The sequence below is a fragment of the Arthrobacter sp. U41 genome (genome assembly GCF_007679325.1).
Classification (GTDB): Bacteria; Actinomycetota; Actinomycetes; order Actinomycetales; family Micrococcaceae; genus Arthrobacter.
Genome location: NZ_VEGI01000004.1, coordinates 181,515 through 202,740 on the forward strand (window position 1 = coordinate 181,515; position 21,226 = coordinate 202,740).

Here is a 21,226-nt window from a genome sequence, read left to right on the forward strand (position 1 = left end):
CAGGCTACGCGGCGACGGGTTGTTTGGCGGCCAGTTGCTTGAAGTGGTGCTCCAGGTCTTCCAGGCTCTTGTCCTTGGTTTCCGGGATGTACTTCGCGGCGAACGCGATGGCGCCGACGCCCAGCACGGCAAAGACGAAGAACGTGTTGGAGAGCCCGATCGCGGCGAGGAGCTGCGGGAAGCCGAAGCCAACCAGGAAGTTCACCGTCCACAGCACAAAGGCTGAGGCGCCCATGCCCAGGCCCCGGATTTTCAACGGGAAGATCTCGGACAGCATCAGCCAGGTGACCGGGGAGATCGCGCCCTGCTGGAAGGCAAGGAACGTCACGGTCAGGGCCAGGATCACGAAGCCGCGGGCGGTGCCTTCGGGCAGGACCAGGGAGAAGAAGCCGATCAGCAGCAGCGCCGCCGTCGTGCCGATCTGGCCGGTGATGAGCATCCTGCGCCGGCCCACCTTGCCCAGCAGCCAGATCCCCACGAAGGTGGCCGCAACGGAGATGACGCCGTTGGCGATGTTGGCCGTCAGCGCGGCTTCGCGGCCGAAGCCGGATTCAGCCAGGATCTGCGTGCCGTAGTACATGATCGAGTTCACGCCGGTGATCTGCTGGATGACGGCCAGGCCGATGCCCACCACGAAGATGCGGCGCAGCCAGGGCACACCGAGGTCCCGCCAGGAACCCATTTTGGACTTGTAGTCCTCCACGGCCATGGCCTTGACTTCCTCGAACTCGGCCCGGGCCTCGGACTGGGAGCGGATCCGTTGCAGCACGCTGAGGGTCTCGCCGAAGCTGCCCATCGAGGCGAGCCAGCGCGGGCTTTCGGGCATGAAGTTCATGCCGATCCAGAGCGCGATCGCCGGCAGGGTGGCGATGACCAGCATCCAGCGCCAGATGCCGCCGGATTCGCCAAAGGTGTTGCCGAGGTAGGCGTTGAAGATGAAGGCCAGCAGCTGGCCCGTGACGATCATCAGCTCGTTCTGGGTGACGATCCGGCCGCGCCGGGCGCTCGGGGAGACCTCGGCGAGGTAAACGGGCACGGTGACGGACGCGCCGCCGACGGCGAGTCCCAGGACGAAGCGGGCCAGGATCATGACCTCGGTGTTCGGGGCAAAGGTGCAGGCCAGGGTGCCCACCAGGAAGATCACGGCCAGCACCATAATCATCTTGCGCCGTCCGTTGCGGTCCGCGAGGCGCCCGCCGAAAAGGGCGCCGAAGGCGGCGCCAAAGAGCAGGGAGGAGGTCACCAGTCCTTCGGTGAGCGGCGTAAGGCCCAGGTCCTCCTGCATGTACGGCAGGGCACCGTTGATGACGCCGGTGTCATAGCCGAAGAGCAGGCCGCCGAAGGTGGAGATGATGGTGGCGGTGCGCAGGGCCTTTTTGTGGTTGGCGGGCGGCGCCTTCCGCTGTTGGGCGGTTGCCGTCGGCGTCATACGCTCACCTTCTGGATCTGCTGCTTCATCGTGTCCAGCTGGTAGCGGGAGACCTCTTCGGCGTCGTCGTCCTCGGCGAACACGCTGGAGACCATCACGGTGTCCTCCCGGTCGAGGAACCCGATTTCCTTCAGGCCGCCGAAAAACTCGTCCCAGTTGACGTCGCCGTCGCCGATTTTCAGGTGCTGGTGCACCCGGGCCGGGTTGCCGGGCGGGTTGGTGATGTAGCGCAGCCCGTGCGAGGCGTGGTGGTCCATGGTGTCGGCGACGTGGACCAGGCGGAGCTTGTCCCCCGCCGCGCGCATGATGTCCAGCGGCGCGTCCTTCATGTGGAAACTGTGCGAGGCCACGTAGACCAGGCCCACATTCTTGGAGTTCAGGCCGCGGATCACCCGGATCGCGGCGAGTCCCTCCTCGACGAAGTCGTCCGGGTGCGGGTCGATCAGGAGGTCGATTCCTTCGCGTTCGATGATCGGCAGCAGTTCCTCCATGGAGCGGTAGAACGCACGCTCGGATTCCTCGGCCTTCTCCGGGCGTCCGCTGAACTCGGTGTTCATGGTGCTGACGCCCAGGTCCACGGCGATCTGGATGGCGCGCTTCCAGTAGCGGACGGCGGCTTCGCGGGCTTCCTCATCCGGCCCGGACCAGCGGAGGACCGGCAGCACGGAGGCGATTTCGATCCCGGCGTCCTTGCAGGCCGCCTTCAGCTGGCCCACCAGTTCGTCGTCGGCCTTCGGGTGGTTGAAGAACGGGATGAAGTCGGGGTGCGGGGTCATCTGCATGTACTCATAGCCTAGGTCGGCGACGACGCGCGGGAACTCCAGGAGCCCGTGGCTGTGGTGGAACGGCGTGGGATCAAGTGCGATTTTCACTTCGGAACACTCCATGGTGGAACTGGCGGGTTGAGCGTGGGACCGGCGGAACGGGAGGGGGCCGCGGCCCCCTCCCGTTCCTCCTAACGGTAGAGCGCGGGCTTGGCGTTGAGCTTCACGGCGACCTTTTCGCCGTTCTTCTGCGCCTCGACGCCGGCCTCGCAGCAGGCGGCGGTGGCGTACCCGTCCCAGGCCGTCGGTCCGCCGATTTCACCGCGGACGGCGGCGTCCACCCAGGACTGGATTTCGACGTCGTAGGCGGCGCCGAAGCGCTCCTCGAAGCCGGGGGTGATGTTTCCGCCCCAGCGGCCAACAGTGCGCGTGTAGGGGCCCTTGTCGCCGCCGATGCTGACGATACCGTCCTCGAAGGAGGCCTGGGTGGCCACCTCGTAGCCGAACTTGGCGTTGACGAAGATCTCGACATCGGCCAGGACGCCGGATTCGGTTTCGATCAGCACGTGCTGCGGGTCGTGCTGGCCTGCCGGGGCGTTCCTGGTGGCCTTGCCGAGGCGGACCTGGACGGAGGTGATCTCCTCGCCGGTGAAGAACCGAATGGCGTCGAACTCGTGCACCACGGAGTCGTTGATCAGCATCTCGTTGGTGAAACCGGCCGGGGTGGTCGGGTTGCGGTGCTGGTGGTGCAGCATCAGCAGCTCGCCGAGTTCGGAGCTCCGGATGATGTCGCCCAGGGCGGCGTATTCGGCGTCGAAGCGGCGCATAAAGCCGACCTGGATGCGCTGGCGGCCCAGCTGTTCCTCCGCCTGGACGATCTTCCAGGCGGAGGCGGCGTCCGGGGTGAGCGGCTTCTCGCAGAGGATCGGGATGTCCTTGGCGATCGCCTTGAGCAGGATGTCCTCGTGCAGGAATCCGGGCGTGGCGATCAGCACGGCGTTGACGTCGCCGTTGCCCAGCGCCTCGTCGGCGTCGGCCAGGGCGACGGCGCCCGGGATTCCCTCGATGGCGGCCTGGGCGCGGGCCAGGTCGACGTCGACGACGGCGGCAACTTCCGCGCCGTGGATGCGGGTGTTGAGCCGCTGGATGTGGTCTGCGCCCATACGGCCGGCGCCGATGACAGCTACACGGAGGGTCTTGGTCATGGTTCTGGTCCTTCGTTCTCGGTGAGGTCTAGTTGACGGCGGTGCGGGAGCCGCAGGAGAGCAGGTAATTGCGGGTGCGCTTGGCGATCGGCATCGGCACATCGAAGGCTACGGGGTACATGTCCTGTTCCACGATGCCAAAGATCGGACGGTTCAGCGCCTCGACGGCCTCGATGACGGCGCGCAGGTCCGGCAGGCCGTTCGGCGGTTCAGTCATGACGCCGGCCAGGTTGGCAGCGGCCCAGGTCATATTTTCCTGGTTGACCTTTTTGAGGATGTCCGGGTTGATCTGCTTCAGGTGCAGGTAGCCGATCCGGTCCGGGTAGTTCTTGATCAGCTCCAGGCTGGAGGCACCGCAGTACTCGGCGTGCCCGGTGTCCAGGCACAGGTTGAGGTACTGGCCCTCCGTGGCGGCGAGCAGGGTCTCGATGTCCTCCTGCGCGCCGACGTGGGAGTCCGCGTGGGAGTGGAACTGCTGCTTCAGGCCGAAGTCCTCCAGCAGGGTCTTGCCGAGGCGGTTGTGTCCGGCGAACAGGTCGGCCCAGGCCTTTTCGGTGAGCTCGCCGCTTTCCACCGCCTCGCCGGTGACGTCGTCGCGCCACATCGCGGGGATGACCACCATGTGCTCGCCGCCCATCTCGGCGGTGAGTTCGGCGACTTTGCGGGCCGGTTCCCACGCGGTGTCCCACTGGTCCAGGCCGCGGTGGAAGGCGGTGAACACGGTGCCGGCCGAGATCCGCAGGTCGCGGGCCTTGAGCTCCTTGGCGAGCCGTGCGGGGTCAGTGGGGAGGTAGCCGTAGGGGCCCAGTTCGATCCACTTGTAGCCGGATTCGGCCACCTCGTCGAGGAAGCGTTCCCACGGAGTCTGCTTGGGGTCATCCGGAAACCAGACGCCCCAGGAGTCCGGCGCGGTGCCGATGATCAGCTTGTTCTCAGTCATTACAGCGTTGTCCTTCTTGGCCGGGCCGGGACTAGTTGGAGGGGAAGTTGTAGGAGGCGCCCGAGGCGTGGGTGGGTTCGGGCCAGCGGGACGTGACCACCTTGCCGCGGGTGTAGAAGGAGACGCCTTCGGGGCCGTAGATGTGCTTGTCGCCGAAGAGCGAGGCCTTCCAGCCGCCGAAGGAGTGGTGAGCCACCGGCACGGGCAGCGGCACGTTGATGCCGATCATGCCCACGGTGACGGAGCGCTGGAACTTGCGGGCGTTGGCGCCGGAGGAGGTGAAGATGGCGGTGCCGTTGCCGTAGGGGTTGGAGTTGATCAGGGCAATGCCGGCGTCCAGGTCCTCCACCCGGACGACGACCAGGACGGGTCCGAAGATTTCCTCGCTGTAGGCGGTCATTTCGGTCTTGACGTGGTCGATGACGGTGGGGCCCACCCAGAAGCCGTCCTCGTGGCCGGCGACCACGAGGTCCCGGCCGTCCACCACCATCGCCGCTCCCGCGGCCTCGGCTTCGGTGACGATCCGGACGATGCGCTCCTTGGAGGCCGGGGTGATGACCGGGCCCATTTCGGCGCCGGGCGCGGTGCCGTTGTTGACCTTGACGGCCAGGGCGCGCTCCTGGACCTTCTCGACCAGCAGCTCGGCGGCATCACCGACGGCGACGGCAACCGAGATGGCCATGCAGCGCTCACCGGCGGAGCCGAAAGCGGCAGCGGCGAGGTGGTCCGCGGCGTTGTCGAGATCGGCGTCGGGCAGGATGATGGCGTGGTTCTTGGCACCGCCGAGGGCCTGGACGCGCTTGCCGTGCTGGGTGGCGGTCTCGTGGACATACTTGGCGATCGGGGTGGAGCCGACGAAGGAGATCCCGTCCACATCCGGATGGGTCAGGAGGCCGTCGACCGTTTCCTTGTCGCCGTGCAGGACCTGGAAGACGCCGTCGGGCAGGCCCGCGTCCTTCCACAGCTTGGCCAGCAGCATCGAGGCCGAGGGGTCCCGTTCGGAGGGCTTCAGGATGAAGGCGTTGCCCGTGGCGATCGCCATGGGAGCCATCCACAGCGGCACCATTACCGGGAAGTTGAACGGGGTGATGCCGGCGACGACGCCGAGCGGCTCGCGGTAGGAGAAGACGTCGATGCCGGTGGAGACCTGGTCCGAGTAGTCGCCCTTGAGCAGTGTCGGGATGCCGCAGGCATACTCGATGACCTCGAGGCCGCGGCCGATTTCGCCCTTGGCGTCGGAAAGGACCTTGCCGTGCTCGGCGGTGATCAGCTCGGCGAGGTGGTCCACGTGCGCGGCGACGAGTTCGCGGAACTTGAACAACACGGCAGTGCGCTTGGCCAGGGAGAAGTCGCCCCAGGTATCGGCGGCGGCGCGGGCGGTGGCCACCGCGGCATCCAGGTCCGCCCGGTTGGCCAGCCGCAGCTCCGCGGTGACGGCGCCGGTGGCCGGGTTGTAGACGGGCTGGGTGCGGGTGCCTTCGCCGGCGGTTTCTGCGCCGTTGATGAAGTGGTGGATGGTTTTGGTGGTGACGGTCGTCGTTGACATGGTGATGGACTTCCTTGGTGTGTGGCTATGCGGTGTGGCTGGGACGGGTGGCGGGCTTCAGCCCAGCAGCTTGCGCTGGCGGCTCTTGTGGCCGACGTAGGTCTGGAAGGCCTGTTGGGTGGAGTCGAGCTCGGAGACCTGGGACACCGGAACGTCCCACCAGGACTCGGAAGCGGGGGCGTCCAGCAACGGGTCGGATTCAACGTGGATCAAGATCGGGCCGCCGCGTTCGGGGGCAGCTTTGGCATCACGGACGGCCTGCTCGAGTTCGGCAATGGCCTTCTCCCCCGGTTCGATCCGGATCACCTTCACTCCGAGGCTTTCGGCGTTCAGGGCCAGGTCCACGGGGAGCCGCTCGCCCTCGTCGAAGCTGTGGTGTTCCTCGTCCAGTGCGCGGTACTGGGTGCCGAAGCGCTGCGAGCCGAGGGACTCGGAGAGCGAGCCGATCGAGGCGTAGCCGTGGTTCTGGATCAGGACCACAATCAGCTTGATCCGTTCGGCGACGGCGGTGACCAGTTCGGTGTGCATCATCAGGTATGAACCGTCCCCCACCATGACCACGACGTCGCGCTGGGCTCCGCCCTTCGCGGCTTCGGCCAGCGCCGCGCGCTTGACGCCGAGCCCGCCGGGGATTTCGTAGCCCATGCAGGAGTAGGCATATTCGACGTGGTAGCCGAACGGGTCCCGGACGCGCCACATCTTGTGCAGGTCCCCGGGAAGGGACCCGGCCGCGCAGATGACCACGTCCTGGGCGTCCATGGCGCGGCTGGTGGCGCCGATGATCTCGTTCTGGGCCGGCAACGGGGTGAAGCGGGTGTCGAACGCCGCGTCCACCGTGGTGTTCCAGCGGGTCTTCTCGGCCGCGATCTGCTGTTCCAGGTCCGCGCCGATCCGGTAGCCGTCGAGGGCCTGGTTCAGTTTGATGAGAGCCTTGCGGGCGTCCGCGACGATCGGCAGGGAGCTGCCGTGCTTGTAGGCGTCGATCGCGGCGACGTTGATGTTGATGAATTTCACGTCCGGGTTCTGGAACGCGGTCCGGGACGCGGTGGTGAAATCCTCATAGCGGGTGCCGATGCCGATGATCAGGTCGGCCTCGGCAGCGATGGTGTTAGCCGCCGTCGTGCCGGTGGAGCCGATGGCGCCGAGGGAGAACCTGTGGTCCCAGGGCAGGACGCCGACGCCTGCCTGGGTGTTGCCGACCGGGATGCCGGTCAGCTCCACGAACCGGGCGAGTTCCTCGTTGGCGTAGGCGTAGAGCACACCGCCGCCGGCGATGATGAGCGGACGCTTCGCGGCGCGGATCGCGTCCGCGGCGCGTCGGATGTCCTCGTCGTCGGCGTCGGGACGGCGGATCCGCCATTCGCGTTCGGCGAGGAATTCCTCGGGCACGTCGAAGGCTTCGGCCTGGACGTCCTGGGGAAGCGAGATGGTGACCGCGCCGGTCTCGGCCGGGTCCGTCAGGACGCGCAGCCCGTGGTGGAACGCGGAGAACAGCTGCTCGGGCCGGGAGACCCGGTCAAAGTACTTGGACAGCGGCCGGAACGCGTCGTTGACGGTGATGTCGTAGGCGTACGGCTGCTCGAGCTGCTGCAGCACGGGGTCGGCGGCCCGCGTGGCGAAGGTGTCGCTGGGCAGCAGCAGCACGGGGAGCCGGTTGGTGGTGGCCAGCGCCGCGCCGGTGAGCAGGTTCGAGGAACCCGGGCCGATCGAGGTGCTGATCGCGAACGTCTGGCGCCGCCGGGTATGCCGGGCGTAGCCCACGGCCTGGTGCGCCTGGGCCTGTTCGTTCCGGCCCTGGTGGTACGGCATGATGGTCGGGTCGAGCTGCTGATACTGCTTGAGGGCCTGTCCGACGCCCGCGACGTTGCCGTGGCCGAAGATCCCGAAAGTGCCCGGAATCAGCCGCTCGCGGTAATCCTGGCCGCCGATCGAGTCGACGGTGTACTGCTTGGACAGGTATTCGACGACGGCCTGGGCGACCGTCATTCTGCGTGTTCCTGAGGCAGATCTGATTCCCATGGGACGTTACTCCGATACTTCTGCGGTGCGGGTGGATGCGGGGCGGGTGGACAGGGTGCGCTGGGCAGACCGGTTCAGCAGGGAGGCCGCGGTGGCCACGGCGCCGGCGACGTCGCCGTCATGCGGGTACAGCAGGGTCCGTCCCACGGTGAGTCCCTGGACGCCGGGCAGCGCGAGGGCTGCTTCCCAGCTCGCAAAGACGTCGTCCTGGCTGCTGTCCGGATCTCCGCCGAGCAGCACGGTGGGCATGGTGGTGGCCGCCATGACGCGTTCCATCCCGGCCACGACCGGGAGCTTCATCCAGGTGTACGCGCTGGTGGAGCCGAGCCCCTCGGCGATGGCCACCGACTTGATCACGGCATTGGTGGAGAGATCGTTGCGGACCTTGCCGTGCTCGCGGACGGACAGGAAGGGTTCCACCATGGCGATGAGCTTGCGTTCGGCGAGCGAATCGATGGTTTTGGCGGTGGCTTCCAGGGTGGCCACGGTGTCCGGGTCGCCCAGGCAGATGCGGGTGAGCATCTTGCCGCCGTCGGCCCCCAGCGCTTCCAGCGCGGCGGCCGTGTGGCCGGTGAAGCGGTCATCGAACTCGTTGACGAGGCCGGAGAGCCCGCCGCGGTTCATCGAGCCGAAGAGCAGCTTGCCGTCCAGCGCCCCCAGCAGGAGCAGGTCGTCCATGATGTCCGGGGAGGCGAGGATGCCGTCCACGTCCGGGTTGGCGAGCGCGATCTGCAGCCGGTCCAGGAGCTGGCGGCGGTCCGCCATCGCCACGGGGTCGTTGCCGACCGCGAGGGCGCCGCGGGCCGGGTGGTCTGCGGCGACAATGAAGTTCTGCGTGCCGGATTTCGGGCCCGGGTGGCGGCGGCGCGCCTTCGCGGCGCGGGCGATCGCATCCGGGTCCTCGAGCCGGATGGCGCTCAGGTGCTCGTAGCGGCGGGGATCGTCGTCCATGGCGGTGATGGCGGTTGCGGGATTGAGGCTCACAGCGTTGCTCCTTCGGGGGCGTGGGGCCCCGGTACCATGCGGCCGCGGTCGGCGAGCAGGGAGGTGACTTCCTCCGGCGTCGGCATGGCGTCCGCGCAGGACAGCCGGGAGGCCACCAGGGCGCCTGCGGCGTTGGCGAAGTCGAGGACCTGGGCGAGCGGCCAGCCGGACAGCAGTCCGTGGCAGAAGGCCCCGCCGAAGGAGTCCCCGGCGCCGAGGCCGTTGACGGTCTCCACCGGGACCGGAGCGGACACCACACGCTCGGTGCGGGTCTTGGCCATCACGCCTTCCGGGCCAAGCTTCACGACGGCGATCTCGACGCCGGCTGCCAGCAGCCGGTCCGCCTGCTCGTCCGGGGTGCCTTCGCCGACGGCCACGGCACATTCCTTGTCATTGCCGATCGCGACGGTGACGTGCGGGAGGATCCTGGCGACCTGCTCCCGGGCTTCCGCTTCAGAAGCCCAAAACATCGGCCGGTAGTCAAGGTCCAGGATGGTGAACTGGCCCGGCTTCAGTCCCGTGCGGGGCCGTGCCTCGTGGGCGGCGAGGTGCGCAGCCCGGCTGGGCTCCTGGCAGAGGCCCGTCACGGTGGACCAGAAAATGCCGGCGTCCCGGATGGCGCCGAGGTCCAGCTCCCCCGCCGTGATCTGCAGGTCGGGCGCCGTCGGGAACCGTCCGTAGAAGTACAGCGGGAAGTCCTCCGGGGGTTTGATCGCGCAGAACGTCACCGCGGTGGGCCACACTTGGACGGGGGTGACGAAGGAATCGTCCACGTTGAACTTGCGCAGTTCGCGGTGCAGGTATCTGCCGAAGGCATCGTCGCCGGTTCGGGTGATGACGGCCGTGCGGCGGCCGTGGCGGGCCGCGGCCACGGCCACATTGGACGGGGAGCCGCCCAGGTACTTTCCAAAGGACGTGACATCCTCCAGATCCACCCCGATGTCATTCGGGTAGATATCAACGCTGATGCGCCCGATCGTGAGCAGTTCGTGGGTCACGGTGATCGTGGACCTTTCTGGTGTGAACTCTGTACCTTTACACAGCGGCTGCATGTCAGTATGTGTGGCCCGGAGGGGCTCCGGATGCCCCGCCGTGAGCGGGGCCACATCGACTACTCTGCCCTAGAATCCATGTACTGTCAAAGGTTTGTACTGACATATTTACAACATGACACGGAGGCGGAATCTTCTCAGCTCGCGACCCTTGGTGCCCCCTTCGGCATCCGGGGCCGGGGCTGGGACTACCGCCCCGGGGTGGCGAGTTCGCCGGTCACATACTGGGCGCGGCCAAAGCCGAATGACCAGTCCCCCGCAGTGTTTTCGACGTAGCCAATAAACACGTCCCTGCCGGCAATTCCGGCGGCCGCCAGGTTTGCGGCGATCGCCGCGAACAGGGACTGCTTGGCCTCCTGGCTGCGCCCCGCCTGGGTAAAGATCTGGATCATCACAACATCCGGCGTCCGCTCAAACCCCAGCCCCGCATCCTGGGCAACGATCTGCCCCTGCGGATGCTCGGTCAGCACGTGGAAATAGTCCCGCTCCGGAATGCCGTATTCGGCCAGGATGGCGTCGTGGATACCTTGGCTGATCTGCCGGAGCCGCTCGGGCCCGTGGCCCTGGTTGACGTCAATGCGCACGAGAGGCACTCTTTGCTCCTTCGATAGTTTGTCCTGACATACTAACAAGGTAGCGAGAGTGCTGCAAGGGTCGCAGCGACACAGCAACGCAGGGTCACTTCCGGCCCATCCCGGGGCGCGGGACGGACGGGAAGTGACTGCGCGCTGGGGTATTGCGCGCGTCCGGACGCCAGGAGTAGCCTTAAACAACCAAGAGATTGATCAATGGTCTGGTTGATTAACGATCGGGTGATTACCGATTGACGACTGAACGGCAGACGGATGGCTACCGGCGGCGAGGAGGTGGGGAACCAAGTGCAGCTCCGCGACGACGAGATGCTCGACTTAGCCTTCCTGGCCCTCGCCGACCCCGTCCGTCGCCGCATCATTGCCCGGCTCAGCCGGGGCCCGGCCACCGTGAATGAACTGGCGGAACCTTTCGCGATCACCAAGCAGGCGGTCTCGAAACACATCCAGGTCCTCGAGCAGGCGCAGCTGGTCACGCGCACCCGTGACGCCCAGCGCCGGCCCGTCCACCTGAACCCCGCACGGCTGGAGGCGCTCACCGCATGGATCGACCAGTACCGGCTGGTCCGCGAGGAGCAGTTCCGCAGCCTTGACGCCGTGCTCCTATCCGGCGCCGGGAACACCGGCGCCAAGGCAAAGGACGCATCATGAGTAATTCTTTGAAACTCTCGGTCCCCGAAGGTGTCCCCTTCATTGACTACGAGCGCGAATTCGACTATCCCGTCGCCGATGTCTTCAAGGCACACAAGGAGCCGGACCTCGTTGTCCAATGGCTGGGCCCGCGGCGGATGAAGATGGAGATGGACCATTATGACTTCCGGACTGGCGGGAGCTACCGGTACCTCCATACCGGGCCCGAAGGCATTCCCTATGAGTTCCGGGGCATCTTCCACACCGTCCGGGAGAACGAGTTCGCCCTGCAGACCTTCGAGTTTGGCGGTTATCCAGACGTGGTGAGCTTGGAGTTCATGACCTTCGAGGACCTCGGCGGCGGCAGGTGCAGACTCCGCGGCCACTCTGTATACCCCAGCCTGGAAGCCCGCGACGGCATGGCGCAGTCCGGCATGGAAGGCGGGTTGACCGAAGGCTACGAGCGGCTCGACGAACTCCTGGCCGGCGCGAAAGTCTGAGCGGCGGCACGGTTCCTGAACGGCACCGCCCCTGACCGGCCGTGTTCCTGAACGGACAGGTTCCTGAACAGCAGCATTCCTGAATACCAGCGTTCCTGAATACCGGCGCACGACGGCGGCGGGCCGCCTCCGTGGGGATGGTGACCCGCCGCCGTCGTGCTTTCCTTAATGCACAACGCGGGGTCACCTCCGGTCCATCCCAGCGAGTGGGACGGGCCGGCGGTGACCCCGCGTTTGGTGGTGCTGTCAGCCTAGAGGGCTGCGAAGACTTCGCGCAGCAGCGTGGCGGTCTCGGACGGCGTCTTGCCGACCTTGACGCCGGCAGCCTCGAGGGCTTCCTTCTTGGCCTGGGCGGTGCCCGCGGAGCCCGAGACGATGGCGCCTGCGTGGCCCATGGTCTTGCCCTCCGGAGCGGTGAAGCCGGCCACGTAGCCGACAACCGGCTTGGTGACGTGTGCCTTGATGTAGTCCGCGGCACGCTCTTCGGCGTCACCGCCGATTTCGCCGATCATAACGATCGCCTTGGTCTCCGGGTCAGCCTCGAACGCTTCTAGCGCATCGATGTGGGTGGTGCCGATGACCGGGTCGCCGCCGATGCCGATGGCGGTGGAGAAGCCGAGGTCACGCAGTTCGTACATCATCTGGTAGGTCAGGGTGCCTGACTTGGAGACGAGGCCGATGGGGCCCTTGCCGGTGATGTTGGCCGGGGTGATGCCAACGAGGGCCTCGCCCGGGGTGATGATGCCGGGGCAGTTCGGTCCGATGATGCGGGTGACCTGCTTGCCGTTGGCGTCCACCTTGGACTGGGCCAGTGCCCAGAACTCGGCGGAGTCCTGGACCGGCACGCCTTCGGTGATGACAACCACCAGGCCGATGCCGGCCTCGATGGCTTCAACGACGGCGTCCTTGGTGAAGGCCGGCGGTACGAAGACGATGGAAACGTCAGCGCCGGTCTCAGCCATGGCTTCCTTGACGGTGCCGAAGACGGTGATCTCGGTGTCGCCGTGGAGGACGGTGCTGCCGGCCTTGCGGGCGTTGACGCCGCCAACAACGTTGGTGCCGGCTTTCAGCATCAGGGCGGTGTGCTTGGTGCCTTCGCCGCCGGTGATGCCCTGGACGATGACCTTGGAGTCCTTGTTCAGATAAATAGACATAGTCGAGTCCCTTTACTTCGCTGCGTTGGCGAGCTCGGCAGCCTTGTCGGCGCCCTCGTCCATGGTGGCGGCCAGGGTAACCAGCGGGTGGTTGGCCTCGGCCAGGATGCGGCGGCCTTCCTCAACGTTGTTGCCGTCGAGGCGGACTACCAGCGGCTTGTTCGCGGAGTGGCCCAGCTCGGCCAGTGCACCGACGATGCCCTTGGCGACGGCGTCACAGGCGGTGATGCCGCCGAAGACGTTGACGAAGACGGACTTGACCTGCGGGTCGCCCAGGATGACGTCGAGGCCTGCGGCCATGACCTCGGCGGAAGCTCCACCGCCGATGTCCAGGAAGTTGGCGGGCTTGACGTTGCCGTGGTTCTCGCCGGCGTAGGCAACGACGTCGAGGGTGGACATGACCAGGCCGGCACCGTTACCGATGATGCCCACTTCGCCGTCCAGCTTGACGTAGTTGAGGTCCTGCGCCTTGGCCTTGGCCTCGAGCGGGTCAGCAGCGTCCTTGTCTTCAAGGTGCGCGTGCTTGGGGTGACGGAAATCGGCGTTCTCGTCGAGGGAGACCTTGCCGTCGAGGGCAACGATGTCGCCGGCGCCGGTCAGGACCAGCGGGTTGACCTCCACGAGGGTGGCGTCTTCCTTCTTGAAAACGTCCCAGAGCTTCAGGATGACGCCGGCGACCTTGCCGCGCAGTTCCTCGGCGAAGCCTGCGGCGGCGACGATTTCGTCGGCCTTGGCCTGGTCGATGCCGACGGCCGGATCGATCGCGATCTTGGCCAGGGCATCGGGGCGCTCAACGGCGAGCTGCTCGATTTCCATGCCGCCTTCAACCGAGCACATGGCCAGGTAGTTGCGGTTGGCCCGGTCCAGGAGAACGGAGAAGTAGTATTCCTCGGCGATGTCTGCACCCTGGGCGATCATCACGCGGTGGACGGTGTGGCCCTTGATGTCCATGCCGAGGATGTTGGTGGAGTGTTCAAACGCCTCGTCAGCGGTCTTGGCGACCTTGACGCCGCCGGCTTTGCCGCGGCCTCCGGCCTTGACCTGCGCCTTTACGACAGTTACCCCGCCGATTTTTTCGGCAGCTGCCTTTGCTTCTTCAGGGGTGTGCGCCACGATGCCAGCAAGCACGGGTACACCGTGCGCCTCGAACATATCGCGCGCCTGGTATTCAAACAGGTCCACGGTTTAGTGTCCTTCTACGTCGAAGTAGTTTCTGTACAGCCGGACCCCACGTTATCGCGGTTACCGGGCTGCGGAATAAACGCACCCTGCGACTAGCTTGGAAACAAGCCACACGGCGCAATGCTCCTTTCGGAACTCTAGTCCTTTCTGCGGACCAGCCCGTCCCAGAGTACCCGTTATGTGAGTAAGGACACTATTCTATGGAGTGTAGAAAAACCGCTAGATTACGGGGTTTTTGGGGCGTCCGAGGCGGTCTGGGAGGCTTGTTTGCCGGCCGCCGGGATCAGCTCGTAATGATCCCGCGACACGAAGAAAGCGACGCCGGCGGAGACGTTTCCGCAGGCGACACCGCCGTTGTAGGCCGAGCAGCGCAGGCCGTTGCGCTCGAGGTTCTGGCCGTCGTCGAGGACGGGCAGCTGCGAAATGGGGCCCTTGCGGCTGCCGTCGGGCCCGAATTCGGCCTCCTGCTGTGTGACTCCTGAACGGCATTCGCCGTATGCGGCCGTTTTCGGGGTGAGCAGTGCGACGCCGCCGAGGTAGCCGAGGCCCGTTCCGCCGCAGTCGTCCGTGATGTCCGTGGGGGCGGGCTTGGGATAGGCCGCGAGTTCGCAGTGCGCCACGGGGACGGTGGCCAGTTTGTTGTTGTTGGAGTCCGAGAAGCCGTTCTGCTCATACGGGAGGTTCACGTGCCGGCCTTTGGCTGACGTCAGGGAGCAGACTACGTTCCGGTCCGCGGTCGCGAAGCTGAGGACATCCTGGCCCGCCGCGTACTTCGCAGCATCCGTCAGGGGCGCCTGCGTGAGCTGCTCCAGCGGCGGCAGCGGCGCGGGCGGAACGTAGTCCGGGTCCTTCTGCGTGACGGTGCATGCCGTGGACGCCAGCAGGGTGAGGGCGGCCAGGGTCCCCAGCAGTGTCCGTCGCATGGGCTCCATTATGCCTGCCTGATCCGGCTGGCCGGGCGCAGCCGGGCGCGCGGCACGTAAGGTGCGGCACGGAAGGTGCGGCGTCCGGCCTCGTGGCGGTGCCTGACTCGGTGCCGCGCGCGTCCCGCGGTGCCTGCTAGGCGTCGAGTTTTGTCAGCGGGGCGTAGCGGAGCAGGAGCCGCTTCTCGCCGACGCTGAACTTGACCTTGGCGACGGTTTTGTCGCCCGCGCCCTCGACGGCCAGCACGGTGCCGTTGCCGAAGCTCGTGTGGTTGACCTTGTCTCCCACGCTGACGGCGACCACCTCTTTCTGCGGCTGCACCCGGTTCTTGGCGATGGCTGCCGGGACGTCGGCGTTAAAGCCGGCCGTGGGGCTGGCTTCGGCGCCGCGGGCGGTGCCGGCTCCCCAGAACGATCCGCTGTAGCGGCTCGAGCCGATGGAGGACCCGTTCCCCCAGCCTCCGGCCTGGCGGGTGGAGCCTTCACGCTTCCACTCCACGAGGTCGGCCGGGATTTCCTCGATGAACTGGCTGGCCGGGTTGTACTGGCTCTGGCCCCACATGCTGCGGACCTCGGAGCGGGTCAGGTAGAGGCGCTTCCGGGCCCGGGTCAGGCCGACGTACGCCAGCCGGCGCTCCTCGGCCAGTTCCTTGGGGTCGGTGGCGGAGCGCTGGTGCGGGAACAGGCCGTGCTCCATGCCGGTCAGGAATACCACCGGAAATTCGAGTCCCTTGGCGGTGTGCAGGGTCATCAGGGTCACCACACCCAGCCGCTTGGCTTCGGCGACGGCGGCCGCCAGTTCGTCGGCGGACCCTTCCGGCGCGTCCGGGATCTGGTCGGCGTCGGCCACCAGGGAGACGCCTTCCAGGAAGGCGCCCAGTGAACCCTCCGGGTTGTCTCGTTCGTATTCCCTGACGACGGCGACCAGCTCGGCGAGGTTCTCCACCCGGGACTCGTCCTGCGGGTCGGTGCTGGACCGGAGGGTGGCGAGGTAGCCGGTCTGTTCGAGGACGGCCTCCAGGGCGGCGGCCGCGCCGGATCCGGAAGCCACCTCGGCGAGGTCGTCGAGCAGCTTCACGAAGCCCTGGACGGCATTAACGGACCGGGTGGCCATGCCTGGGGCCTCGTCGGCGCGGCGGGCTGCCGCCATGAAGGAGATCCGGTCGCGCTGCGCGAGCGAGGCCACCGCACCCTCGGCCCGGTCGCCGATGCCGCGTTTGGGCTCGTTCAGGATGCGGCGGAGGTTGACGTCGTCGTCCGGGTTGACCAGCACGCGCAGGTACGCGAGTGCATCCTTGATTTCCTTGCGCTCGTAGAAGCGGGTCCCGCCGACCACCTTGTACGGAAGCCCGACGCGGACCAGAACATCCTCGATGGAGCGGGACTGGGCGTTGGTGCGGTAGAAGATGGCGACGTCGCCGGGACGGAGATCGCCTTCGTCCTGCAGCCGGTCGATCTCCTTGGCAATGAACTGTGCTTCGTCGTGTTCGTTCTCGCCGACGTAGCCGACGATCTTCTCGCCGTCGCCCTCCGCTGTCCACAGCCGCTTCTCCGGCCGGTTGGGGTTGCGGGAGATGACCGAGTTGGCGGCGCTGAGGATGGTCTGGGTGGAGCGGTAGTTCTGCTCGAGTTTGATGGTGCGGGCGTCCGGGTAGTCCTTCTCGAACTCCACGATGTTCCGGATGTCGGCGCCGCGGAAGGCGTAGATCGACTGGTCGGAGTCGCCGACGACGGTGAGTTCAGCCGCGCCCTCACCCTCGCCCACGATCTCGCGCACCAGCGCGTACTGGGCGTGGTTGGTGTCCTGGTACTCGTCGACCAGGACGTGCCGGAAGCGGCGCCGGTAGGATTCGGCGAGCGCGGGGAAGGCCCGGAACATGTAGACCGTCTCGGCGATCAGGTCATCGAAGTCCATGGCGTTGGCCTGGCGCAGCCGTTGCGTGTAGCCCTTGAAGACCTCGGCGACGGCCTGTTCGAAGGGGTCGTTGTAGTTGGCGCTGGAGGAGTAGCTGTCAGCGTCGATCAGCTCGTTCTTGAGCGCGGAGATTTTGTGCTGGATTGCCTTGGGGGCGAACCGCTTCGGGTCGAGGTCCAGGCTCTTGGCCACGAGGGTGATGAGGCGCAGCGAGTCCGCGGAGTCGTAGATGGAGAAGTTGGAGTTCAGGCCGACGTTCTTGGCCTCGCGGCGCAGGATGCGGACGCAGGAGGAGTGGAACGTGGAGACCCACATAGTCTTGGCCCGGGCGCCCACCAGGGCTTCGACCCGCTCCCGCATTTCGGCGGCGGCTTTGTTGGTGAAGGTGATGGCCAGGATCTCGCCGTGGTGTGCCCGCCGGGTGGCGATCAGGTAGCCAATGCGGTTGCTGAGCACGCGGGTCTTGCCCGAGCCGGCGCCGGCGACGATCAGCAGGGCGCTGCCGGCGTGTTTGACGGCCTCTTCCTGCTGGGGGTTGAGCCCCTCGAGGAGCTCGGCCGCGCCTGGGAGCCGGTGGTGGTCCCTATCCCGGGCGGGGTGGTCCCCGTGGCTGCCGTCCGGACCGACGCCCGGGGCTGGATTCGGGGCGGAATCCAGGGCCGTCATCCCGTTGCCGGCAGGCGTTTTGGTGCGCGCTGCCGTCTTCGAGGCAGCTTGAAAAGATCCGTCGGCGTAAGGGTCAAACAACATATCCATGGTGTTAACAAGTCTAGGCGGTGCCGCTGACAGTCAGCTCCGCCCCCTCGGGACATGCCCTCCCTCAGCCGCAACCACTGGACATACTGCCCCTATGCCCACTCCCCGCGGCCAAGAATGAGCATGTCCCCCGGGCCGTCCAGAACCTCCGGAGGGACATGCCCTCCCGCAGCCGCAACCACGGGACATACTGCCCATATGCCCACTCCCCGCGGCCGAGAACGAGCATGTCCAGTCGCCGGGGGAAGCGGGTAGTGCGGGTGTCCAGTCCAGTCGTGTGCGTCAGGACTGAGCATGTCCACCGGCCGGAGGGAATCGAACGCCCAGGCCTAGGCCACGGAGCCGGATTCGAGGGCGGCCCGGAGCTGGCGGACCGCCGTCGAGCCGCCTGCGACGAACCAGTCGAGTCCGTTGACCCGCACGACGTCGGCCGCTCCCCCGGCTGCGAGGACAATGGCTTTCCCTGGCAGCCAGTCCCATTCCGGGCAGCTGTGCTGGAACCAGCAGCCCAGTTCGCCGTCGGCCACCCGGCTCAGGTCGCAGGAACCCGAGCCGAACATGCGCAGCGCGGCGGCGGAGGTCGCGGCGGCGTGCCACGGCATCGCGCACAGCGGGTCGGCGAGCCAGGTGGGGTGGATGTAGGTCGCAGCACCGAGCTCGGACAGAGGCGTGTCCGAACGAGCGGAGCCCTCGACCCCGGCATCGCCGTAGGTGGTCAGCCGTTCGCCGTTGAGGGTTGCCGGGCGGGCTGTTCCGCCGAGCCAGAGTTTGTCCTCCTCGGGCTGGAAGATCGCGCCGAGCACCACACCGGAAGAATCCTTGAGGGCAATGGCGGAGCACCAGTACGTGGAGCCGTGTAGGAAATTGTAGGTCCCGTCGACCGGGTCGATCACCCAGGTCCGGCCGCTGGTGCCGTCCACGGCTGTGCCCTCTTCGCCCAGGATGCCGTCGTCGGGCCGGCAGCGCTGGAGCTGCTCCAACACATAGGCCTCGGCGGCGTGGTCTGCGGCGGTGACGACGTCGGAAACCGAGGTCTTTTGCCGGCCCTCCAGCCCGGCCTGCCGCATGAGGAGCGCCAGTGTCCCGGCCTCACGCACAAGGGCCTCGGCGAGCTGGTAATCATCCAGGGCGGGGTTGAGTTCAGCAGTGCTGTGCCGGCCGAGCCGGTGCTTTCCTATTTCGGTCACGCGCTCCAGCCTATCGGCGCTCGCCGGCAGTGAACAGGCGCCCGCGCGCTGCGCCGCCCCGGCCCGCGCCCGGCCTCCCGGTCGGGACGGGCGATAATGGAGCCATGGCCAAGACACCCGCACAGCGGATCAAGAAACACGGCGCGAACGCTGCCGTCCCCCAGCACCAGTTGCCGGCGGTGATCAACCCCAGCACCAGCCGTACTCCGCAGAAGGCCCAGAGCAACAGCAACCTGATCCTGATTGCCGGTGTCGTGGCCAGCCTGTTCCTGTTCTGGTACCTCCACCTCCTCACCCTAAACCAGCTCACCCAGCTCAGCGGTGGCCTTGCCATGCCGGATTCCCTGGTTGGAGGCTTCGACCAAACCTTCGTGGAGCAGCTGCGCACCGCGATGGACGAGGACGCCCGCGGGCAGCTCAACTACATCCACAAGACAGCCGGCACACTCTTCCCGCTGATCTTCGGCTTCACCTGGCTACTGCTTATTGGGACGAACGTGGCTCGCAAGGGCCTGCGCTGGGCACTGTGGGCCGTGCCCCTGCTGTTCGCGGGCGTGAGGTTGTGGGGCAACGCGGCCATCGATTCGATGATGTCCGCCGAAACCGTCGACGCCGGCCAGGTGGCCCTCGCGTCGGGCCTCACTGTCGCCGGGTGGGTGCTGCTGGTGCTGAGCCTGCTGGTTGGCGGCGCCGCAGTCTTCCTGGGTCGCAAGCCTGCCTCCCCCACCGCGCCCACCACGGGACATGCTCAGCCTTAGCCGCGACCACTGGACATAGTCCCAGTATGTCCGTCCCTGGCCGCACCTGGAGGGCATGCTCAACGCGGCGCGCCATGGGGCCACGGGACATGCTCAGCCTTAGCCGCCACCACTGGACATAGTCCCCCTATGTGCACCCGAGGGAAACCCCGGAGGGCATGCTCAGTGGGTGTCCGTGCCACGAGCCAAGGGAAACCATCAGCGGCCTCAGGCTTGGGCTGCGAGGTACTCCCGGGCCTGTTCAGCACGTTGCAGTGCGCCTGCCGTTTCGAAGTGCTCCGCGGCTTTCAAGAGGTGCTCCTGGGCTGCTTCCAGATCTCCGCTTGCAGCCTTCGCCCGACCCAGCAAGAGACCGGCCTCCCCCAGAATCTGCGGCGAGGGCCTTTCGGCTTCGGCAAAAATACTCTCGAGCAAATCCACGGCTGCGGCGTGGTCGCCTGCCAGAAAGCTCCAATGACCCCGGTTGAGCTTCAGTAGTAGGTAGTCGTTTGCGCTGCCGCCAATGACGTCCGTGGCCAGTTCTGCCCGCTCGATGCAACGGAGCGTGTCAGCATCTGACACGTCGGCAGCAAGCCGCATTGCCGCCGAAGCCTTATTGAACTTAGCCCAGACGTCAAGGTTTCGCGTCGGAGAGAAAGTTTCGGCTGCAAGATTGTGGTAGAGCAGACCCTCGGTCACTTTGCCGCAGAGGAAGGCAACATTGCCTATCACCCAGTAGGTCTTGCCGAGTAACTGTTCATCGACTTCCGCCGATATCATATTGGCCAGACTTAGGCTTTCAGTCCAGGCTTCATCAAGCTTGCCGCTGTCGCCTAGCGCGGAGATGAGGGCAAGCCCCGCTGTCACGCTCACTTCAATGTCTGCTTCATCCGGCACCAGCGCTGCTGCGGCCCTTGCCTCTGCCGCTGCAGCATCCAGCGAACCTGCACCTTGGTAAGCCTTGGCCCTCAGAATGTGAGCCTGCGCCTGAAATTGTGGCGTGGTGGAGCCGGGAGCGACAAGGGCGCTGCCGATTTCGGCACTCGCCGCGAATTCTCCCGCCGCAAGTAGACACTCCGCATAGAGAAAGGTCATGCTCCACCAGGCCTCGGCGTGTCCGTCAGTCAAGGCAATTTCCGCAGCATTTCGGGCCCACCGGGCGGCCTCGTCAAAGTCGTGACTATCCCAGGAGTCTCTCGCCCGGAGCTCAGCGGCGGCATACGTCGCGGAAACTGGATTTTGTTGCATGATCCAATTATCCGTTGTCCCGCGAGTGAAATAGGACCAAACTCGCAAGCGATGCTGCCGCAGTATTAGCGCAGTAGTTGCACAGAGGCGCGTGATAACACAAGGTTTGTCTTGCCCGGAAGAATTGTTCGGGCACGGCGTGTCGAATGCGCTTATACTGAACTCGCATCACATGAGTCACATCAGCCCCTCACGTATCAGGAGTCCTACATGAAGAAGACCCTCGCAACACTCCTTGTCGCTGGCGCGCTGGCGGTCGCAGGCGTTTCCGCGGCCACAGCAGTCTCGGCAACCGGTGGAAACGCCGGACAGGGCTCCGTAGAAGCCGTCAACTGGTGGCCGGACACCGTCAAGCCGACCGTCAACTGGTGGCCGGACGCCACGCCGAGCGTCTAAGGCTGGCAAAAACGGCGGGTACTGGAAGGCGACTTCCGGTACCCGCCGTTCTTCATATGTCCGATCAGC

Annotated in this window: 19 protein-coding genes; 4 read left to right on the forward strand and 15 right to left on the reverse strand. The window is 66.3% G+C overall.

The features are described 5' to 3' along the window. Window positions 1-4: 4 nt before the first annotated feature. From FS787_RS13660 to FS787_RS13700, 9 genes are all read right to left on the reverse strand, one after another. Complete coding sequence (locus FS787_RS13660; protein ID WP_144673062.1) at window positions 5-1,429, reverse strand: sugar porter family MFS transporter; 1,425 nt, start codon at window positions 1,427-1,429, stop codon at window positions 5-7. Continuing rightward, complete coding sequence (locus tag FS787_RS13665) at window positions 1,426-2,301, reverse strand: sugar phosphate isomerase/epimerase family protein (protein WP_144673064.1); 876 nt, start codon at window positions 2,299-2,301, stop codon at window positions 1,426-1,428. Before FS787_RS13665 ends, FS787_RS13660 begins: the two co-directional genes overlap by 4 nt. Before the next feature lie 83 nt (window positions 2,302-2,384). Further along, complete coding sequence (locus FS787_RS13670; protein WP_144673066.1) at window positions 2,385-3,398, reverse strand: Gfo/Idh/MocA family protein; 1,014 nt, start codon at window positions 3,396-3,398, stop codon at window positions 2,385-2,387. A 28-nt stretch (window positions 3,399-3,426) separates the two neighbouring features. Next, the gene (locus FS787_RS13675; protein ID WP_144673069.1) at window positions 3,427-4,338 is read right to left on the reverse strand and encodes a sugar phosphate isomerase/epimerase; all 912 of its coding nucleotides are present in this window, start codon (window positions 4,336-4,338) and stop codon (window positions 3,427-3,429) included. Between the two features lie 31 nt (window positions 4,339-4,369). Further along, the gene (locus FS787_RS13680; RefSeq protein WP_144673071.1) at window positions 4,370-5,884 is read right to left on the reverse strand and encodes a CoA-acylating methylmalonate-semialdehyde dehydrogenase; all 1,515 of its coding nucleotides are present in this window, start codon (window positions 5,882-5,884) and stop codon (window positions 4,370-4,372) included. A 57-nt stretch (window positions 5,885-5,941) separates the two neighbouring features. Beyond that, window positions 5,942-7,870: a 3D-(3,5/4)-trihydroxycyclohexane-1,2-dione acylhydrolase (decyclizing) gene (iolD, locus tag FS787_RS13685; RefSeq protein ID WP_144673073.1), complete on the reverse strand. Its 1,929-nt coding sequence runs from the start codon at window positions 7,868-7,870 to the stop codon at window positions 5,942-5,944. A gap of 39 nt (window positions 7,871-7,909) precedes the next feature. Continuing rightward, the gene (locus tag FS787_RS13690) at window positions 7,910-8,854 is read right to left on the reverse strand and encodes a deoxyribose-phosphate aldolase (RefSeq protein WP_144673334.1); all 945 of its coding nucleotides are present in this window, start codon (window positions 8,852-8,854) and stop codon (window positions 7,910-7,912) included. Window positions 8,855-8,883: 29 nt separating this feature from the next. Continuing rightward, window positions 8,884-9,885 (reverse strand): 5-dehydro-2-deoxygluconokinase, encoded by a 1,002-nt coding sequence (iolC, locus tag FS787_RS13695; protein ID WP_144673075.1) that lies wholly within the window; start codon window positions 9,883-9,885, stop codon window positions 8,884-8,886. Window positions 9,886-10,127: 242 nt separating this feature from the next. Continuing rightward, window positions 10,128-10,532: a tautomerase family protein gene (locus FS787_RS13700; RefSeq protein WP_144673077.1), complete on the reverse strand. Its 405-nt coding sequence runs from the start codon at window positions 10,530-10,532 to the stop codon at window positions 10,128-10,130. 252 nt (window positions 10,533-10,784) lie between these two features. Between FS787_RS13700 and FS787_RS13705 the strand changes: the two genes are divergently transcribed. After that, the gene (locus tag FS787_RS13705; protein WP_144673079.1) at window positions 10,785-11,180 is read left to right on the forward strand and encodes a helix-turn-helix transcriptional regulator; all 396 of its coding nucleotides are present in this window, start codon (window positions 10,785-10,787) and stop codon (window positions 11,178-11,180) included. Beyond that, complete coding sequence (locus FS787_RS13710) at window positions 11,177-11,659, forward strand: SRPBCC family protein (RefSeq protein WP_144673081.1); 483 nt, start codon at window positions 11,177-11,179, stop codon at window positions 11,657-11,659. The genes FS787_RS13705 and FS787_RS13710 overlap by 4 nt, the downstream gene beginning before the upstream one ends. 251 nt (window positions 11,660-11,910) lie before the next feature. Here the strand turns inward: FS787_RS13710 and sucD are convergent, their stop codons facing one another. From sucD to FS787_RS13735, 5 genes are all read right to left on the reverse strand, one after another. Then, window positions 11,911-12,813, reverse strand: a complete 903-nt coding sequence (gene sucD / locus FS787_RS13715) for a succinate--CoA ligase subunit alpha (protein WP_144673083.1) — start codon at window positions 12,811-12,813, stop codon at window positions 11,911-11,913. 12 nt (window positions 12,814-12,825) lie between these two features. After that, window positions 12,826-13,995, reverse strand: coding sequence for an ADP-forming succinate--CoA ligase subunit beta (gene sucC / locus FS787_RS13720; protein WP_144673085.1), 1,170 nt, complete (start codon window positions 13,993-13,995; stop codon window positions 12,826-12,828). Window positions 13,996-14,219: 224 nt separating this feature from the next. Beyond that, the gene (locus FS787_RS13725; RefSeq protein WP_144673087.1) at window positions 14,220-14,927 is read right to left on the reverse strand and encodes a hypothetical protein; all 708 of its coding nucleotides are present in this window, start codon (window positions 14,925-14,927) and stop codon (window positions 14,220-14,222) included. Window positions 14,928-15,054: 127 nt separating this feature from the next. Next, window positions 15,055-17,583 (reverse strand): DNA helicase PcrA, encoded by a 2,529-nt coding sequence (gene pcrA / locus FS787_RS13730; RefSeq protein WP_395940354.1) that lies wholly within the window; start codon window positions 17,581-17,583, stop codon window positions 15,055-15,057. A gap of 335 nt (window positions 17,584-17,918) precedes the next feature. Next, window positions 17,919-18,776, reverse strand: a complete 858-nt coding sequence (locus tag FS787_RS13735) for an inositol monophosphatase family protein (protein WP_144673091.1) — start codon at window positions 18,774-18,776, stop codon at window positions 17,919-17,921. Window positions 18,777-18,880: 104 nt separating this feature from the next. Between FS787_RS13735 and FS787_RS13740 the strand changes: the two genes are divergently transcribed. Continuing rightward, window positions 18,881-19,534 carry a hypothetical protein gene (locus tag FS787_RS13740; protein WP_144673093.1) on the forward strand — a complete coding sequence of 218 codons (654 nt, stop codon included), beginning with the start codon at window positions 18,881-18,883 and terminating at the stop codon, window positions 19,532-19,534. A 207-nt stretch (window positions 19,535-19,741) separates the two neighbouring features. Here FS787_RS13740 and FS787_RS13745 read toward each other — a convergent pair whose 3' ends face one another. Further along, a complete protein-coding gene (locus tag FS787_RS13745) occupies window positions 19,742-20,761 on the reverse strand; it encodes a hypothetical protein (RefSeq protein WP_144673095.1) in 1,020 nt (339 codons plus the stop codon). Between the two features lie 210 nt (window positions 20,762-20,971). Between FS787_RS13745 and FS787_RS13750 the strand changes: the two genes are divergently transcribed. Continuing rightward, window positions 20,972-21,157, forward strand: coding sequence for a hypothetical protein (locus tag FS787_RS13750; RefSeq protein WP_144673097.1), 186 nt, complete (start codon window positions 20,972-20,974; stop codon window positions 21,155-21,157). Window positions 21,158-21,226: the final 69 nt, after the last annotated feature.

What these genes read in the sequence shown, in the direction of transcription:
- FS787_RS13660 (WP_144673062.1), bottom strand. Translation starts at nt 1,429, where the DNA reads ATGACGCCGACGGCAACCGCCCAACAGCGGAAGGCGCCGCCCGCCAAC.
- FS787_RS13670 (WP_144673066.1), bottom strand. Translation starts at nt 3,398, where the DNA reads ATGACCAAGACCCTCCGTGTAGCTGTCATCGGCGCCGGCCGTATGGGC.
- FS787_RS13675 (WP_144673069.1), bottom strand. Translation starts at nt 4,338, where the DNA reads ATGACTGAGAACAAGCTGATCATCGGCACCGCGCCGGACTCCTGGGGC.
- FS787_RS13680 (WP_144673071.1), bottom strand. Translation starts at nt 5,884, where the DNA reads ATGTCAACGACGACCGTCACCACCAAAACCATCCACCACTTCATCAAC.
- iolD (WP_144673073.1), bottom strand. Translation starts at nt 7,870, where the DNA reads ATGACGGTCGCCCAGGCCGTCGTCGAATACCTGTCCAAGCAGTACACC.
- FS787_RS13690 (WP_144673334.1), bottom strand. Translation starts at nt 8,854, where the DNA reads ATGGACGACGATCCCCGCCGCTACGAGCACCTGAGCGCCATCCGGCTC.
- FS787_RS13705 (WP_144673079.1), top strand. Translation starts at nt 10,785, where the DNA reads ATGGCTACCGGCGGCGAGGAGGTGGGGAACCAAGTGCAGCTCCGCGAC.
- FS787_RS13710 (WP_144673081.1), top strand. Translation starts at nt 11,177, where the DNA reads ATGAGTAATTCTTTGAAACTCTCGGTCCCCGAAGGTGTCCCCTTCATT.
- sucD (WP_144673083.1), bottom strand. Translation starts at nt 12,813, where the DNA reads ATGTCTATTTATCTGAACAAGGACTCCAAGGTCATCGTCCAGGGCATC.
- FS787_RS13725 (WP_144673087.1), bottom strand. Translation starts at nt 14,927, where the DNA reads ATGGAGCCCATGCGACGGACACTGCTGGGGACCCTGGCCGCCCTCACC.
- pcrA (WP_395940354.1), bottom strand. Translation starts at nt 17,583, where the DNA reads ATGTTGTTTGACCCTTACGCCGACGGATCTTTTCAAGCTGCCTCGAAG.
- FS787_RS13740 (WP_144673093.1), top strand. Translation starts at nt 18,881, where the DNA reads ATGGCCAAGACACCCGCACAGCGGATCAAGAAACACGGCGCGAACGCT.
- FS787_RS13745 (WP_144673095.1), bottom strand. Translation starts at nt 20,761, where the DNA reads ATGCAACAAAATCCAGTTTCCGCGACGTATGCCGCCGCTGAGCTCCGG.
- FS787_RS13750 (WP_144673097.1), top strand. Translation starts at nt 20,972, where the DNA reads ATGAAGAAGACCCTCGCAACACTCCTTGTCGCTGGCGCGCTGGCGGTC.